The following is a 15,810-nucleotide window of genomic DNA, read 5'->3' as shown; positions in this document are numbered from 1 at the left end:
CGCTTGACGCCATCTGCGCGCAGTACGCCATCGCGGCGTGATGGATCGTGCCGGCACGTCCGGCGGCGTGGGCACGGCAAGACCGTTCCCGTGATGATTATTCCCCACTCAGCTCGTATGGCCACCGCGCAGGCGGTGCCGGGTTGTGATGGCGCCGCAGAAGCGCCGGTCAGCCTGGTACGTACGGCGACATGAAGCGGCCTGGTGGTAGGGCCGAGGATAACCGTGTGAGTTGGGGGCACGTTTCTGGCGGCTATTGCCGCCGCGTGATGCCCTTGCCGCGTTCAAGGCGCGGCACCGTCCATCCAGGAGGTGGGGCGCGGTGCTGGAGGAGAAATTCACTGCCCGTGTGCATACTCATTTTTACGACACCAGGCTTGACAGCGAACCCGTTATCCAGCGTGGCCCGGCTTCCGGAACCGGCCTCGTTCAAGTTCATCCCGGCACTTGCCCTGCGCGGCCGGCACGGCAGGATCGGTGGACAGGTCATGAGGGGCGCTTGCCAGGCGGTGGCGGCGCTGGGTACCCGCGCGTCGGGCGATAGGCGTATGCGAATGGCGTTGGCTGTCGCGCGCCTGCGCGCTGTTCAAGCAACACAGGAGGCACACATGGGCAATGAAGTGGATTGGAAGTCGCAACTGGCCGAGATCATTGGCCAGCACAATGAAATGCACGCGGTCCGCAACAAGGTTATTTCGCACCGCACGCGTGATGCGCGCAGCCAGGCGCTGTTTCGCATGTTCCGCCAGTTGCGCGACCTGGGCTACCACGTCGCCCCGCAAAACATCGGCGAGCGCCACGTGGCGGCACTGATGCAGTGCTGGACCGCTCAGCAGCTGCTGGGCGGGCAGGCGCGCGAAAAACCGTTCAGTGCGGCGTACATCCAGCAGCAACTGTCGATCCTGCGCGTGTTCGCCGGCTGGATCGGCAAGCCGGGTCTGGTGCAAGGGGCGGCGGCTTACGTCGACGATCCGGCGCTGGTGACAAGACTCTACGCCGCACAGCGCGATAACACCTGGGACGGGCACGGCATTACCGCCGAGGATCTGGTGCGGCGGGTAGAGGCGATGGACCGGCACGTGGGCCTGCAGTTGCGCCTGATGATGGCGTTTGGCATGCGCCGCAAGGAAGCGATCATGTTCCGCCCGCACGTGGCGCAAGTGCCGGCCTATGCGCTGCCCGATGGCCATCCCTCCGCCCGGCGTTTTGTGAGCTTCCTGCGCATCGTGCGCGGCACGAAAGGCGGACGCCTGCGTTACACGGCAGTGCGCAATGACGTGCAGCGCCAGACGCTGGATGATGCGCAGCAGTTGACCAAGGGGCATTTCGGCCATGTGGGGCGGCCGGGCTTGTCGCTCAGGCAGTCGCTCGACCTGTTTTCCAACGTGGTGCGCAACGCCGGGATCTCGCGCGCCGGGCTGGGCGTGACGGCGCATGGCCTGCGCCATGAATTTGCCACGGACCTGTATTTCGAGATCGCGCATGTGCGCGCGCCGGTGCGTGGCGGTGACCCGGAGGTCGATCCGGTGGTGCGGCTTGATGCGTACCGTCAGGTGGCTGAACAATTAGGTCATCACAGACCGACAATTAGTCGAGCCTATTTAGGTCAGGCTGGTAGGGCCACAGGGGGTAATTATGAAGCCTGAGCATATCGGTCGTGGCGCGGGGCAACGGTACGGCGGCAACGCGCCTTGTGCCGCCCGCCAGCAGCCGCCCGGCTGGGATGCCGCGTGGGCCGCGCGTTTTAGCCGCTGGGGCGGGGCGCTTTCCCGCTGGGCGATCCGTTCCTTCTCGCGCTGGCTGAACGCGGCCAGGCTGGCAAGCTTGCCGGGGCACCTGTGCAACGTGCAGCGTTCGCGGCGGGTGCTGCGCGCGGTGCGTGGCTTCCGGGAGCCCGACGCCGCCGGCCGCTGCCTGGCCTACCTGCGCGCCGTCGATCCCCTGGTGTTCGAGGAAGTAGTGATGTCGGCCCTGGAGGATGCTGGCCTGTTGGTGCTGCGTGGCAGGCGCTATAGCGGTGACGGTGGTGTGGACGGTATCGTTTGGCTGCCCGACCGCGGTTGGTATGCGGTGCAGTCCAAGCGCTACCGGCAGCACGTGTGCCTGGCGCATGTCTGTGCCTTTGGCGAGGTCATTGGTGCCGGCGGGTATGACGGTGGACTGTTCGTGCATACCGGGCGCAGCGGGGCCGCATTGTATCCGCAAATGGATGCCGCGCGAATTGCCTTGCTCAGCGGCGAGCGGCTATTGCGGCTGGTGCGGGAGCGCGTGCTTGAGTTCCGGCTGCATAGAGGAAGATAAGGCAGCATGGCGAAGCTGATCGGGGATCGCTATGTCGGTTTTTCGGTGAACAGCATGTGACGGCATCCTTGAAATTACGAGCGGCAGGTGCAATGATGAAGACGCTTATTGTGGGAATCGCTCCTACATTGCTCCAGGTGCGCTCCATCGCGGTGTGTTTCCTGGACCTTGGTTCACCCAAGGCGTTGCGGTCGTCACCCGTCTGCGTATTGCTGGCTTTCATGCCCGCGTTGTCCTTCGCCCCGCGCGTCGGACTGAGTAGTTCCAACAGGTTTGCGTGGCACTTGTGCTCCGCTCTCTGAAGCATTTTCATTTGCTTCTTCAGGTTGAGGCCCTGGTTCGCGAGAATCACGGGCCTTTTTTCTCTGCGCTTGTGCGCATGAACCCAGTCGCGCCGGCGTGGCGCGTGGCGGGACATGGTTCCCGCCAGGGAACCGTGCTCCCTTTTTTCATTGTTGACAGAAGGAGGTACATCATGTGTTCCAACCTGGACGATTTTGCCGACCCCTTGTTTTGGGAAGCGGATGAAGCGTTGCTCAAGGCCCGCTGGCCGAAGGGCATGATTCGTGGTTTGCGTAGCAGGGTATTACACACCGGCGCGCGGATGATGACGATGTTTGATGCAGGCAGGGCCGAGGTCTTGCGCTTTTGCGCTGGATGGGAAGCAATGCGGTTGGGTGAGCAGGATGCCCGCGATGCCATCTGCCGGCCACCGTTGATGTTTGCCGGTGCCGGTGATTTGCGCGCTTACTGGCAGCTTGGTTTTGATGGCGAAATCAAGTCGCTGGAATGGTTGGGTTGCCGGCAGTGGCACGACGGCAGCGGCAGGGCTTGTCCGGTCCATGGGTAATGACGTGGCGATGTATCTGTATCGCTGGTTTACTTTCCCAGGGAGGCAAGACGATCATGCGTGGATTGGATATCAGGGTGATGCTTGCGCAGGCAAAAATCACGGCGCTGTGTAACCCGGAAGAGGCGCAAGAGCTGTACTGTGACGTGTTGTACGAGGCCATGGCGCAAGGTGTGCGGGACGCGCGAGCAAACATCGACCAGGTGCCCTTGCTATTTAAGGGGGAAGAGTTGCTCGAATCGCGCTGGCATGACGGCTACATGACCGAGTTGCTGCGCCAGGACATGGATGATTGCCCGAGCTGTAATGATGGTACAGGCAATCCATGTCCGTTTCATGGGTGAGACGGAGCATCGGCGCGGTAATGGCCTATAAGGCAAGACGATGGTTTGAACTGGCGGGGCATCGCAGTCCCGCGAGGGCATGGTGCCTCGCATTTTTTTTGGGAGGGCATCATGGGCAAGGAACAGGAAGGTCGTGGCAATCGGCAGCAACGCCGCATGGGCCGCGAAGAGGAAATGGTGTGGTCGCAGTTCTACCGCACTGTCGGCGATCCCACGGTCGCCGCGGAACTGATTGCACACATGGACCAGGACGACGACGCCAGGCGTCAGCATTCCGGCCTGTACCTGCGCTGCCGGCAGTCGTTGCGGCGAGCGAAGGAGCGGCAGGCCAGAGCCCGAGCGGTCGGCAAGGCGCTGCGCTTCATGTTATTCGGGGTGCTCGGCTGGCCGTTCGCCGTGCTGGCGCGCTGCTGGCGCTTCACGGCCGAAGCCGGCCTCGCGTTTTTGGTGCGGCACGACGAACCGGCGACGGTTCAACTGCGCAAGATCGGAAAACGCCCGGCACAAAAGAGCAAGGCGGTGCAGGAGGAACCGAAGGCGCCGGCCACCGGGTCAGAGAGCCGCTAGGTGGTGGCCTTCCAGGCACCCGCGATACGCCTCGTCGATCAGACGATGCAGTTCGCGGGTATCCCTGGAGGTGCCCCAGTAGTGGCGCTTGCACTTGCGGATGTAGCGCTTCAAGTCGCCGATGGTCCTGATCTGGCCGGGAGTAATTCCGGTAATGAAGGCCAGGTTCTCGATCTCGTTCGGAGTCAGGCGGATATGGATTCCTAGTCGCAGCATGGGAATTCGCCGTGGCGTTGGGGTTGATGGGAATGCGGTGCATGCGCGCTTGCGCACTGGCGTTTCGCTGGTAAAACCATGTTAAGCATAGATCCCCGCGCATTCAACTGCTGTGCGTGCGGGATCACCGGTTTTGCCGCGAACCGAAAAAATCATGCGAGGAAGGAGGGCATCATGAAACGCATGGACTGGAATTCACCACAGGGGAACGTGGACGCGCGCTTTGACGCGTTGTGTGCGCCACTGCTGGTATGGCTGGAGGAGCTGAGGCCGGGCAGGCGGGTGCGTGCAAGGGACGGCACGCTGTTTATCCGCACGAACCGCACTTGCATCTGCTTTTGCAACCTCAGGAATGGTTCCCTGTGTTCGGCCAGGGATATCTGCCGCGAAAACGGCGGCGTGGCCCTGGAAGAATTGAAGGGCATGGAGGGCATTGAACATGAGGTGTGAGAGTAATCAGGTTGTTTGTCCAGTTCACCAGTTGTCGGCGGAGATGGAAGAAATCGATAACGTGGCTGGCCTGGGCGAGTGGATGGCGCTGCAGACGTGGCTCGCAAATTGGCGGCCGGAAGCCGATCCAACGCGTAGCGTGGAGGCGCTGAGCCTAGTGCTCCTTCGCGCAATGCGGGCGGGGTATGTTGCTTATCTTATCGGTGTCAAGGCAATGCCCGAGCTGTTTGCTCTGGACCAATCCTTGGCGCGGATGTGGCAGGAAGGCTACGCCAGTGCACGGACGGATGCCGGGTTTGGAGTTATCCATCCGGTGGCATGAAGTGAGGGAAGACCCGATCGCAGGTGAAAATGGCAGGGACGGCGCAGTTTGGCCGTCCCTTTGCATCCGCGCCTGCCGTTACGGCGTGTATGGCCACCACCAGGCGGCTGGTTGGCACGTTAAAATAGCGCTTTTGCAGCGTGATCTTGAATATGGGTTCCTGCTCGATGTGGTTTCAGTAGTGCTGGACTTGGGGGAGCAATGGTGAAGTCGGCAGGTGGGCGCGGTAAGCTGGGAGCCAGTGTCGTGCCCGAAGTTGATGCCGGGGCGTATCTGGCACTGGTCAGCGAGCTGAAGGCGAAAATCTCGCAGGCGCGGTTGCGTGCTGGCTTGGCGGTCAATCGTGAACTGGTTTTGCTATATTGGGACATCGGGCGGGAGATTTTGGCGCGCCAGCAGCACGAAGGCTGGGGAGCCAAAGTGATCGAACGCCTCGGCGCAGATCTTGGCCGGGCCTTCCCTGAAATGACAGGACTTTCTCCCCGTAATTTGAAGTACATGCGTGCGTTTGCTAGTGCATGGCCGGACCCGGCAATTGTGCAACAGCTTGTTGCACAATTGCCGTGGGGCCACAATATCCGCCTTGTCGAGGGCGTAAAGTCGGAGACCGAGCGGGTGTGGTATGCAAGGCAGTGCGTGGAGCATGGGTGGAGCAGAAACGTACTGGACCATCAGATTTCCAGCGACCTCTATTCCCGTCAAGGTGGCGCCATTACCAACTTCGCCCGTACGCTGCCCGCACCGCAGTCCGAATTGGCGCAACAGTTGCTGAAGGACCCTTACACGTTCGATTTTCTCTCGCTCGGGCCTGATTTGCTTGAGCGTGACCTGGAGCGGGGACTGATCGACCACCTGCGCGAGCTGATCCTGGAGCTAGGCAAAGGCTTTGCTTTCGTGGGAAGCCAATACCATCTTGAGGTGGGCGGGCAGGATTACTATCTGGATCTGCTGTTTTATCACCTGCGCCTGCGCTGCTTCGTGGTTATCGAACTTAAAATTGAGGACTTCAAGCCGGAATTCGCAGGCAAGATGAATTTTTACCTCTCTGCCGTGGATGCCCAATTGCGGCACCCGGATGACCAGCCGACCATTGGTATTATCCTTTGCAAGGGCCGCAACGAGGTCATCGTCGAGTATGCGTTGCGCGATTCCAGCAAGCCCATCGGTGTGGCGCAATACCGCATGTCCTCCGCGCTGCCGCCGCAGCTGCAGCAAGCATTGCCGACGATCGAGGATTTGTCGCGCGAGTTTCCGTTGATGGCAGTGATCAAAATGCGGATGGAAATCGAATCCGCACTGAGGCGACTTGCTGCGGCACGCGGCGCGGTGGAACTACCGGTGGGTGTGGCGAGTTTGTTGAAAACGTTGCAAAGCCTGGGCGTGATCATTCCGGGGACCGAACAATTCCTGGAGGCGCTGGCGACGATGAACCAGGCAGTGCATGGCATTGATCTTGATCCAAGCAAGGCGGCCGAGGCGACGGAAACCGGTGGCGCATTCCTCAAGGCCATTCATACTCTGATGACAAACTGACGCGGACGCGAAGTGGCACCGATCGCAGGTGTCTACTTGGCCGAACTAATGCTGGTCGGCGTAATTTGCCCGAATGGTGGTTTGTTATGGAAGAAGGTGGAGTGTCGACCAGCCCACGAAGCGGAGGAATTATGGGAAAGAAGCCATTAATTGTCATCGTCATCATCCTACTCGCCGCCGTGGTCGGCTTTTTGGCCGCTGACCGGCAGGATAAAATGAACGCCCGGGACCGCGACAAGGCGTTCGATGCGCGGTTTGCAAAATAAACCAAGGAAAGACGCAACACGCCGTTCGCAGGCGGCCGGTGGCGGTAAAGGAATGCAATGATAGATAGCGAAGACCCATCATCAATTGTCGAGGTCGACTTTGAGAGGGACATATTGCCCCATCTGGAAGCCATGGACCCTGATGCAAGGCTGGCTTGTGAAAAGCTGATCATCTGGCTGAGCGAACGCCCAAAGGACGCCGAGCCGTTGAGCCAGCAGCAAATGGATGAAATGGTCGAAGAGATCAGGCTTGAAAATATTCGCCGCCGGCTAGGTGGCAAGGTAGGATGCATCCTTCCCTTTAAGAAGCCGACGTCAGCTACAGGAGCCTCTTAACGCGTCCGGTCGAGCTTGTTGATTGCCATTGGCACGGTTTTTTTCTCGGCCAGATTGCAGACAATGCCGTTCCCTGCCAGCCCTCCGTTGGAGAAAAGCTCATAGAGCACTTGTGCCGCAAAACGGACCACGACGTCGTTGATAAACAAGCCTTGCGACGCCAGTGACATGCGCACCGAGCATGAAGGAGTGTCGTCTTCCGGTCCACCTTGCTCCAACAGTTCCGGATAGCGCTCGGTGACGCAGCGCAGCCGCTGCGGCGCATCGAGCGGCAGCCGCGTGCTCGGCGGCTGGCCCAGCACCACCTGCCCATCGTGCTGGCGGTTGCCCAGATCCAGCCAGTATGCGTAGCGGGCACCGGAAAACAGGTATTCGTGCGTCCTGCGCCGCGCGGCTCGGGTATCGACGCAACTGATCAGAATATCCGCTTCCCGCTGCCGGAACTGGCGTTCGCCCCGCCAAGCCTGTTCGATGGGGTGGATGCTGGCGTCCCAGTCCAGTCCGTAGAAGTGGTTCAGGCGCGAAATCGTCACCACCGCCTTGTGGGTGCCAATGTCGCTACGGCTATAAAGTTGGCGCCCAACGTTGGCCTCGCTCACCGTATCCGGATCAAAAGCATGCACGTACAGGCCCGCTGGGTGGCCGAGTGCGCGCATGGCAATGTCTAGCCGCGCAAGGCAACCCGCCATCTGCGCGCCATTGCCGCCGACACCCGCCAGATGGATGGTCACACGGCGCGTGAGCAGTTCGCTGTCGATCCTGTGGGGCAGGGTGTCCATTATTCGCTTCCCTCCATGCGTGCAAGCCCGATGAAGTCGTCCCACCGCTCGCACAAGTCGATAAACAGGCCATTGATGGCCAACCGGAACCGGGCTTCAGGATGGTGGCTGCGCACCCGCCCGAAGACGCCACACAGCTTGATGGCCCGGTCATCTAAGTCGTCCTGCGCCGAAAAGAACGCCCTGCCATCGCCGTGCGAATGCAGATCGACCACGACCTGCTCGGATGCGGCCAGCAGGGGCGGACGGTAGATCACGTGCAACCCATCGGCCTCAATGGTCTCGCAGGGGGCCATGCGCAGTGCGCCGGTGTTGGCGCAATGGATGATAGCTGCCGCCGTCTCGGTTGGACTGGCTTGCCGGGCCATCTGAACGAACTGGCGCAGTAGCCCCGCCGGAATGACGCCAAACGATAGCGCCAGTTGCGGTGCAAGAGATCCATACGGTAGCGGCAGCGTGGCGTCGATGTGGCCGCATTGCGCTACGCATTCCAGCCATGGCAGGCGCGCCTGCACGAACAGGCCGTTGGCGGCCACGACAAGTCGCATGCCGGTCGCCATCGGCGGCAACTCGCCATGGCGCGGCATGGCGACGACGGGGCAGGCGGCCAGCAGCGCGGCGTCACGCGGGTCAAGCATCGCCGCCTCCAATTTTCTCGATGGCGTCGGCCAGCGTTACGCCGGTGGGCAGAAGCGAGCGCCCCGGGAAGCGCGCGGGCGGTGCGTCCAGCATGGATTGCCAGAATGCGTAAGCCCCGCCGGGATGGCGTACCGTCTTGGCGCCGTTCGGGTGCGAGAAGAACGAGCAGAAGAAGGCATCGACCCATGCATCGATCCGGCTGCTGGCCTCGCCGCTGGGGAGAACCGCGCTGCCTTGGCAGATCGCACCGGTATCGCTGACGTTGAAGTAGGGGGCTCGGTAGAGCCCGGTGTCGCGCGTCGGTCGCTTCGTTCCTTTCACCGCCCACACGTGCCAGCCTTTGGGGCCGACCGCGAAGACCAGCGCAGGGTGCGGCACGACTTCGCCACGCTCGCCGAACTCCGTGCATTTGAACGCGATGTGCCGTGTCGTGGCGGGTTGCCACCACACCAGCAGGTTCGGGCCGCTGTAGAGTGTCCTGCCATCAAGGAACGACGCGCCGACGCCGCTCTGGTGGTTCAGGTCGCGCGCCAGCCGGTGCGCCGCGCGGGGTGTCATCGGTTTTCCCGCGAGAATAACGGGACGGCCATCGGCCACTTCGACCGCATGGATGCTGGCATAGGCGTGTGGCTGGCTGGCCCCGTGTTCCCGGTAGATCAGGACGGCCTCGGCCAGCAGGTAGCTGGCGGCGCGCGGGGCGTGGACTTGGAATGTCGCATGCATGGTATGTTCCTCCTGTGGAATCAGTATCCCTCGGCCAGATGCAGCAGCAACTGGTCGATCAGGCCGATGGCGCGCAGGTTGGGCTCCATCGCGCGCATCCATTGGCGAAAGGCGCGCGGGTCCGCTGTCGGGAGAATGACCTCGCCAATTTCCTCGAATGAATCGCCCTGCCATGCATAGTGTGCGTAGTCGTCCGATACGCGCACCGCGATGTCCTCGTCGCGCCAGCACAGCACCGCGCAAAAGCCGGTGAACAAGCCTTCCCGGCGCGAGGCAAAGGTGTTGTCTGTCGGCGTTTCCGCCAATGCCAGCGCCAGCGTTGTGGCGCGCCGCACGTACCCATCGACGTGTTCGATGGCAATGTCGCGCAGGACTGGCAGTGGCATGCGTTCCGGCCTGCGCCGCAACGCCCACGCCGGGAACGCTTGCTCGATGTCGGCGCGCGTTACCATGTCGGCGCGCATCGCCTCCCATGCCTCCTTGTCATCGCCGCACTCGCTGTCCAGCATTTCCGTCTCGTCCTCTTCGCCCAGCCAGTATTGGTTCGATGCCTCGTCCAGCACATTCGATGGCGTAAACAGCGGATAGGCTTGCCAGCTTTTTTCCTCCAGTATGTCCAGCACGGTCGCGCCAAGGCCGGGAACTGCCGCTTCCAGCCGCTCGAATCCCGGACCCACGGTCCAGTGGCAGATGTTGCGCTCCGACCAGCGGATATGGACGCCGCGCACCGCCTGTGCCTCGGCGGCATCCAGAGCGCAGGCGGCTTCGTCGAAGTCGTCGATATGATCGATGGCCACCGGTTCGATCTGGAACAACGGTTCCAGGCAGGCCGTGTCACCGATGTGCCGGTGCAGCCACTTGGACAGGACCGCAGCGCAAGCGGCCAATGGATCGCTCGCCGCCAGCGGAAAGTCACGCCGTGTGATCACTTTGGCGCACGCAAGGTAGCCAGCCAGCGTTCCCGCCACGCGCTGGCCGGCCGCTGGCAGGATCGTCGCCGGAATGTCTGCGGCCAGCACGGGCTGCGCCAGAGCGGCTAGGGTAGGGGCGGCAGCCATGGCGAGGGCGGTACGGGACGCAGTGCCGCTGGGCCGACGCCGGTCGCGGTGTTGGCGCAGGCGTGCGCAAAGCGCTGCCAGCAATGCGCGGCATGAATAAGGTGCCGCTTGTTCAGCGCGCGGTTCGTCTTGGCGGCGCAGGGTTCGGCGCGTCCGTCCGCCATGGCGGTGGTCAAGGCGGTAAATTCGCTCCAGTTCATCGTGCACCTTTCGTGCCGACCGCGCGGCGGAAAGTGATTTCTTGTACCCCGCCAACCAGTTCATCGGCCACGACGATTTCGGCGCTGATCAGTTCCGGGTAGATGGCGCTGTGCAGGTCGCGCACTTCCCGGTGCGTCAGGCCCGGTGGCGCGGGCAGGGTAATGCCGTTGTAGAGATAGCGGCGTTGTGTTGCTTCGACGGCGATGGCCATGATGCCTCCTGTCAGAATAGTTGCGGCTGGCGGTTCTTCTGCCAACTGCAGTCCGGGTCATTGTTGGGATTGTCGGGGGCGGCTGCTTCACCGACTTCGTCGCCGCCGTCCAAGTCGGCGCAGCGCGGGGCGGGCTTGGTGTGTGGCTTGGCTGCGGCCGCAGGCTTGGATGCGGGCTTACTTTGTTTTTGCAGATTGGTTTTCTCGGTCTGGATCGCCCGGCTTGCGGCGGCCGCCTGCTCCAGCAGCGGCGCAAGTTCGGCGCGGTAGCCGGTCAATGCGGTGACGAATCCGGCATCGAACTCCTCCGGCGTGGCGGTCAGCGTCAGGTCGGCAGCCAACTTGATGGCTGCGGCGACATTTGGACGAGGCATGACCGATATGGTCATCAGGCCGCGTTCGGCGTCGGCGGTGACTAACATCGCCAGCCGGGTGCTGGTGGCCAGAGGGTATAACTCGGTGAACATTCCCATGGCGGTTCTCCTTTGGTGGGCATGGAACCATGGTATGGCTTCGGCATACTGGGTCTAGAGGCGATACGCATGAAGCGACAACGCGGCATTCCTTTCCATATCTCTCTGACTTGTGCAGAGCGCGTGTGTGGCCTGCAAGGGCGAAATCGACCATTCATTTGCTTCCCGACCCCAATACTTGCTACGATGACACATCGATAACTGCTCTTGGGAATCGTCATGCAACTCGTTCACGGATCGGACATTCAACGCGCGCTGCGAGACATATTGCCAATTCGAATTGCAGTAGCCTATGTCGGGATCGACTGGGCAACTTATATTGAGGCAAAACTTCTCAAGGAAATCGTACTGTCCCCGACCTTGGGTACCAATCCCTCGGCGATTATGGAAATCGCAGACCTGCTCGGTTGGGAGAATGTGCATTTTCTCGACAACCTGCATGCCAAGATTTACCTTGGCGCGACGAAGGCCGCAGTGGGCAGCTTCAATTTGACCGCCAACGGGCTTAGCGCAGAAGGCTTGGAAGAGGCAGGATTCGTAGTTCAGGAATCGCGAGCACTTGCCGGGTTAGACGCGCTACTTGAATCCTATAAATCCCAGGCTGTGGCAACGTATCCCACAACTAAGGAAAAACTTGAGCGCGTGGCCGCACTACGCGCCCAATGGGATCGCGCAGTCAAGACGGGTGCGATTAGGAACGACGCGAAGCCTAAGGAATTGCCAGAGTATCAGTCAGTCGCGCCAGATGAATTCTATGTCTGTTGGGTTGCGGGCGAGGTGCAATATAACGAAGATGTCGTGCCCATGGGGATGGTCAAAGACGCGGTCTCCTTTTTGGAGAACGACAAAGTTCAGCCGGACCGCTGGATACTCTGCTGGTGTGCCCGTAACGATGGCTTACCCGACGAGCGCCGTAAGCCTTACTGGTTGCATGTTGACGAAGTGCTGTCTAATGGCGCGCTTGACGAGCAGTACACAAAACTCGCAATCGAACGAAACGACCGTTGCCCGTTGCCTCCACCGTTCGAATTGACGGATGCCGCTGTCAGTGCACTGCGTGCAATATTGAATTCCGGTCGGTTCCCGGCTTTCCAAGGGAACGTTAATCCGTGGTCAATCAATCCGACTTTACCCCAATTGCCAGCATTTCTGGAGGCGCTACGTGAAGAGTTGGGCATGGTGCCGATTGCAGCAAGTTCGAACGCCGATCAAATCGACTCATTGAAGAAGATCTTTGCGGAGCGTATCCGCACGGCCATGGATATCTCGTTGGAAAAAAAATATGTCACACACGCGATCGACGGATTGCTGCAAGCGCGCCATGCTGTCGATGTGGCAAAACGACTAGTCAGGCCAGGCGCGGATATCAAGAGCGGACTAAAGAAGCTTGCGCGGGCGAAAGCTCTGCATCTCTCATTCGAGAGCATTATGCTCGAGAAACAATTCCAGCCGCTATTCTCACATCAGGATCTGGAGTGCGCCCGCTTTAATCTGATGGAAGCCGATCCGTTATATCAAGTTAAATGTAGTTAGGTAAACCGGTCCTTTTCTTGATCTGGACCGCTGCAGATGTGGCCGAACTGGGTAACCGATCCGGAGGCCGCTAGCTTGTCGATCTCGGCGCGCATTGCAGCGATCCAGGACTGGATTTCGGCGTTCGCCGCCTGCGCCGCGCGCGTGTCCGCGTTATCGCTGGTGAGCTTGGGCAGGTCGAGTAGGCGCTGGGCCAATTTTTCGTAGTTGGACATACTGCCATCGCATTGGCGTCCAGCGAACACGTAAAAATGATACATGTCGATGTCGGTTCCCCTGGCATGGCTGGCGTTCCCAAGATCCTTGCCGTGCTCGTCCGACACGTCGTTGACGGGCTCAAGCATTGCAGCGTTCTCTTGCATCCATTCGTACGTGCGGAACGGCCACATCCTGGCGCGTACAAATGTCGCCCGGGTCATGCGCGAACTGGAGGGGCTTCGTCTCATCGTCTTATGTGGAACAAGAGCGCATTTGCTGGGGCCTGCCGTTGCTGGCCTCCCCCTGGTGTTAGCTGCGCACATTGGCCTGACAGGCCTGCATGCGCACTGGCGAACAAGTCGCTTGGCGATGAATGGCTGTCCCACTCGGAAGCGGAGCGCACTGCTGAGCGCCTGAGGCGCTGGTCGGAAGTAGTAGTGAGGCAGATCCGCATGATTGAAAAGGAAGGGCGGCTGCACCCGCTTTGAACGATGAACCCATCGTCGCACAGCGGCTTGGTCGGCACTGGTAATAGTTTTGTGTGAGGTTTCAAGGTGCGAAACCGGCGTCTGGCGTCGCATAAGATTGCCCCGAAGCGGGCACGGTGTACTGGCGGGCGTTCGTTCCGGCTGGCGGTCACGCGCGCGCCGCACCCCGCCGCTTCTTGTTTGTTGATGACCTGCACAATGCTCAGCGGCTCAAAGCAAGCGCTAGCGCTGCCGCATACCTGTTCATGCAACGTACTGTGCGGTTTCGTATATTGTAAATATGATATTGTTTTCGTTTTAAAAATCCAGTGGTTCAGCAGTGAAGGAGAGCACACGCCGTCCTTTTCATTGCTGGAGCGGCGCGGCGACCTAATCGGGAGTTTGATTTTTGTTAAACGGAAAAGATCATGTACACATCTGGCGGGAGTTGGAGCGGGTTGAACAACGGCTGAGCACCGGCGCAGGCGTCGCTGTCGGCCGCTTGTACGATTCCGTGGGACGGCCTGCTGCGCAAGCGTTCACCAATTTTGGTAATCAATTCACTGCCGGGATCGGCCGGGTCGAACGTGTGCGGCAAGCGCTCGATCAGTCTGGCCCGATGGCTCGGCGGATGGTGGAGCAACAGTTGTCCGGTATTGGCATTGCCGCTGTCTGGGACATACTTGTCGCCGCTTGCAAGGAAATTGCCCTGTATTACGGCGGTGCTGTGGTCGCGGGCGCTGCCTTGGGCGGGGCTATCGGCTCCGTCGCATTGGGCGTTGGTGCCATCCCGGGGGCGGCGATTGGCACCGCGGCTGGTGCCCAGGTAGCGACCTGGATCATGGCGCTGATGGGGCTGAAGCAATTGGCCGAAGGTCTCGCCAGTATGCTGCCTGCTGCGCTGGATCAGTATGAACGTGGCTTCCGCGAAGCATGGGGAGCGGCACCGGACGACCTCCGCGATACATGGAAAAGTATCTCTCCTGCTTCCGGTAATACCCATACGGCCGCATGGCATTTGTCGCAGGGACATGTAATCATGATGACCGCGATCCTTGCGGCCTTGGTGACATACCTCACGCGAGGTCGAGGAAATAAAGCTTCGCTTTTGCAAGAGATCCGGCAGAGCCCCAGGTTGGGGCCCAGGTTTGCGGAATGGCTAATCGGGAATGAGCGGAAACTGCTGGGGCATCCGCAGTTGCAAGTGCGGCCAGGTATTGCGGCCGCAATGAAGTTGACCGAGTCCGCGACGACAAGCATGCGGAGGGCCTCATCACCAAAGACCGGTATCAACCACGCGCCGAACAATACCGGTCGCACAGGCTTTACCGGGGCAGGTGAAACTGTCATCAATGACCCGGCTGAAATGGCCTATTCGTCCATTAGGTCGAAATACATGGGCGATATCGCGGCGGTCTCGGCAAATACGGGGTTGTCGATTCAAGAAGCCACCACATTGAAGAAGCACCTATTTTTTGGAAAGCATGCTATTCCTGAAGGCGGTACCGGTAAATTTAATTTGATGCGCTTTTCTGCCGATGATGAAATCGCGTTCGCATGGATGCAGGCCCAAAAAGGACCTTTATCCCTCGACGGCCAGGCATGGTTTCAACAACTGGCAGCGCACGAGTTAGGCGAGCGCAGTTTGATGGCCAAGGGAATCCCATACCGAAACCCAGCGGCATGGGATCCCCAAGCACTGGGCGGCGCAGGTCGATTTAATTCAACGCCGCCCGGTGCGCATGACTTGGCCCCGCCTCAGCCGGGCTATGGTACATTCCCCGGTTTTGGTGGATGGTAACTAGTTAGAGTTGATGACATGATGGAATCCAGAGTAGAACATGGGCTAGTCCGGCTATCGAAAATAAACTTCGATATGGCGGGATGCTCCCCCGAGTTGGTGGAAAACTTGGCCGGCGAATATATCAGACGTGTGGCTATTATGTCGGGAGAGCAAGGAATTAGTATGCCTTCGCCATTTTTTAATCCGTTGTCGATGCTTTCTATTGATGGCCACGTCGCGAAAAAAGCGATGGAACGGTTCCAGTCGGCAGTGGGGGACAAGGTACGAAACGCGTACTTGCGTAGAGCGTGCGAATGTTACTTGCAGTGGTGCGAAGGCATTGACGAAGGTGACCCTATCGCCGGGAGATATCCCGATTTATTCGAGCCGCTGGTCAAACTCCTGGAAGTGGGCGGCGAGTTTGGATTACATCATGGCGAATTAATGGTGGGAAATGGTGCCGTGCCGCTTCGAGACTGGATGCGCTTTGCCAAGGCAGTGCCGTTCTCCATGCCTTCGACGGTGTGACATCGATGCCGATTTGCGGATCGAATTTGCGC

At 60.3% G+C, this 15,810-nt stretch carries 21 protein-coding genes; 13 read left to right on the top strand and 8 right to left on the bottom strand.

Features of this window, described 5'->3' with window-relative positions; genetic code table 11:
- Positions 1-608 precede the first annotated feature (608 nt).
- The 5 genes from GM668_RS11515 (at position 609) to GM668_RS11495 (ending at position 4,062) form a co-directional block, all read left to right on the top strand.
- The gene (locus tag GM668_RS11515; RefSeq protein WP_170305604.1) at positions 609-1,646 is read left to right on the top strand and encodes an integrase domain-containing protein; all 1,038 of its coding nucleotides are present in this window, start codon (positions 609-611) and stop codon (positions 1,644-1,646) included.
- On the top strand, positions 1,636-2,301 hold the full coding sequence (locus GM668_RS11510; protein ID WP_155439109.1) for a restriction endonuclease: 666 nt from the start codon (positions 1,636-1,638) through the stop codon (positions 2,299-2,301). The genes GM668_RS11515 and GM668_RS11510 overlap by 11 nt, the downstream gene beginning before the upstream one ends.
- A 475-nt stretch (positions 2,302-2,776) precedes the next feature.
- A complete protein-coding gene (locus tag GM668_RS11505; protein ID WP_155439108.1) occupies positions 2,777-3,151 on the top strand; it encodes a hypothetical protein in 375 nt (124 codons plus the stop codon).
- Positions 3,152-3,207: 56 nt separating this feature from the next.
- The gene (locus GM668_RS11500) at positions 3,208-3,495 is read left to right on the top strand and encodes a hypothetical protein (RefSeq protein WP_155439107.1); all 288 of its coding nucleotides are present in this window, start codon (positions 3,208-3,210) and stop codon (positions 3,493-3,495) included.
- Between the two features lie 111 nt (positions 3,496-3,606).
- Entirely contained in the window at positions 3,607-4,062 is a 456-nt protein-coding gene (locus GM668_RS11495) for a hypothetical protein (protein WP_155439106.1), read from the top strand.
- Here the strand turns inward: GM668_RS11495 and GM668_RS11490 are convergent.
- On the bottom strand, positions 4,048-4,278 hold the full coding sequence (locus GM668_RS11490; RefSeq protein ID WP_155439105.1) for a hypothetical protein: 231 nt from the start codon (positions 4,276-4,278) through the stop codon (positions 4,048-4,050). The genes GM668_RS11495 and GM668_RS11490 overlap by 15 nt on opposite strands.
- Before the next feature lie 174 nt (positions 4,279-4,452).
- Between GM668_RS11490 and GM668_RS11485 the strand changes: the two genes are divergently transcribed.
- The 5 genes from GM668_RS11485 to GM668_RS11470 all read left to right on the top strand — a co-directional run bounded on the left by GM668_RS11485 (position 4,453) and on the right by GM668_RS11470 (position 7,185).
- A complete protein-coding gene (locus tag GM668_RS11485; RefSeq protein ID WP_155439104.1) occupies positions 4,453-4,728 on the top strand; it encodes a hypothetical protein in 276 nt (91 codons plus the stop codon).
- A gap of 43 nt (positions 4,729-4,771) precedes the next feature.
- Positions 4,772-5,050, top strand: a complete 279-nt coding sequence (locus GM668_RS11480; protein ID WP_155439103.1) for a hypothetical protein — start codon at positions 4,772-4,774, stop codon at positions 5,048-5,050.
- Between the two features lie 201 nt (positions 5,051-5,251).
- Positions 5,252-6,583 (top strand): PDDEXK nuclease domain-containing protein, encoded by a 1,332-nt coding sequence (locus tag GM668_RS11475; protein ID WP_155439102.1) that lies wholly within the window; start codon positions 5,252-5,254, stop codon positions 6,581-6,583.
- Between the two features lie 131 nt (positions 6,584-6,714).
- Positions 6,715-6,849 carry a hypothetical protein gene (locus GM668_RS31435; protein ID WP_260115504.1) on the top strand — a complete coding sequence of 45 codons (135 nt, stop codon included), beginning with the start codon at positions 6,715-6,717 and terminating at the stop codon, positions 6,847-6,849.
- A 57-nt stretch (positions 6,850-6,906) separates the two neighbouring features.
- Positions 6,907-7,185 carry a hypothetical protein gene (locus tag GM668_RS11470; protein ID WP_155439101.1) on the top strand — a complete coding sequence of 93 codons (279 nt, stop codon included), beginning with the start codon at positions 6,907-6,909 and terminating at the stop codon, positions 7,183-7,185.
- Here GM668_RS11470 and GM668_RS11465 read toward each other — a convergent pair.
- The 6 genes from GM668_RS11465 to GM668_RS11440 all read right to left on the bottom strand — a co-directional run bounded on the left by GM668_RS11465 (position 7,182) and on the right by GM668_RS11440 (position 11,269).
- On the bottom strand, positions 7,182-7,964 hold the full coding sequence (locus GM668_RS11465) for a PRTRC system ThiF family protein (protein WP_155439100.1): 783 nt from the start codon (positions 7,962-7,964) through the stop codon (positions 7,182-7,184). The genes GM668_RS11470 and GM668_RS11465 overlap by 4 nt on opposite strands.
- A complete protein-coding gene (locus tag GM668_RS11460) occupies positions 7,964-8,602 on the bottom strand; it encodes a PRTRC system protein A (RefSeq protein WP_155439099.1) in 639 nt (212 codons plus the stop codon). The genes GM668_RS11465 and GM668_RS11460 overlap by 1 nt, the downstream gene beginning before the upstream one ends.
- Positions 8,595-9,326 carry a PRTRC system protein B gene (locus tag GM668_RS11455; protein WP_155439098.1) on the bottom strand — a complete coding sequence of 244 codons (732 nt, stop codon included), beginning with the start codon at positions 9,324-9,326 and terminating at the stop codon, positions 8,595-8,597. The genes GM668_RS11460 and GM668_RS11455 overlap by 8 nt, the downstream gene beginning before the upstream one ends.
- Positions 9,327-9,346: 20 nt before the next feature.
- Positions 9,347-10,384 carry a PRTRC system protein F gene (locus GM668_RS11450; protein ID WP_260115505.1) on the bottom strand — a complete coding sequence of 346 codons (1,038 nt, stop codon included), beginning with the start codon at positions 10,382-10,384 and terminating at the stop codon, positions 9,347-9,349.
- Positions 10,385-10,580: 196 nt separating this feature from the next.
- Positions 10,581-10,796: a PRTRC system protein C gene (locus GM668_RS11445; RefSeq protein WP_155439096.1), complete on the bottom strand. Its 216-nt coding sequence runs from the start codon at positions 10,794-10,796 to the stop codon at positions 10,581-10,583.
- Positions 10,797-10,807: 11 nt separating this feature from the next.
- Positions 10,808-11,269 carry a PRTRC system protein E gene (locus GM668_RS11440; RefSeq protein WP_155439095.1) on the bottom strand — a complete coding sequence of 154 codons (462 nt, stop codon included), beginning with the start codon at positions 11,267-11,269 and terminating at the stop codon, positions 10,808-10,810.
- A gap of 219 nt (positions 11,270-11,488) precedes the next feature.
- Between GM668_RS11440 and GM668_RS11435 the strand changes: the two genes are divergently transcribed.
- Positions 11,489-12,802, top strand: coding sequence for a phospholipase D family protein (locus GM668_RS11435; protein WP_155439094.1), 1,314 nt, complete (start codon positions 11,489-11,491; stop codon positions 12,800-12,802).
- On the opposite strand, the gene GM668_RS11430 is transcribed toward GM668_RS11435, so the two are convergent.
- Positions 12,799-13,146 carry a hypothetical protein gene (locus GM668_RS11430; protein ID WP_155439093.1) on the bottom strand — a complete coding sequence of 116 codons (348 nt, stop codon included), beginning with the start codon at positions 13,144-13,146 and terminating at the stop codon, positions 12,799-12,801. The genes GM668_RS11435 and GM668_RS11430 overlap by 4 nt on opposite strands.
- A 730-nt stretch (positions 13,147-13,876) precedes the next feature.
- On the opposite strand from GM668_RS11430, the gene GM668_RS11425 reads away from it, so the two are divergent.
- Together GM668_RS11425 and GM668_RS11420 are read left to right on the top strand one after the other, a co-directional pair.
- Positions 13,877-15,268 (top strand): DUF6861 domain-containing protein, encoded by a 1,392-nt coding sequence (locus GM668_RS11425; RefSeq protein ID WP_155439092.1) that lies wholly within the window; start codon positions 13,877-13,879, stop codon positions 15,266-15,268.
- Positions 15,269-15,286: 18 nt separating this feature from the next.
- Positions 15,287-15,778, top strand: a complete 492-nt coding sequence (locus GM668_RS11420) for a hypothetical protein (protein ID WP_155439091.1) — start codon at positions 15,287-15,289, stop codon at positions 15,776-15,778.
- The last annotated feature ends 32 nt before the right edge of the window (positions 15,779-15,810 follow it).

The organism is Pseudoduganella ginsengisoli (genome assembly GCF_009720865.1).
Lineage (GTDB): Bacteria > Pseudomonadota > Gammaproteobacteria > Burkholderiales > Burkholderiaceae_D > Rugamonas > Rugamonas ginsengisoli.
This window is presented reverse-complemented; position numbering and strand designations above follow the sequence as displayed.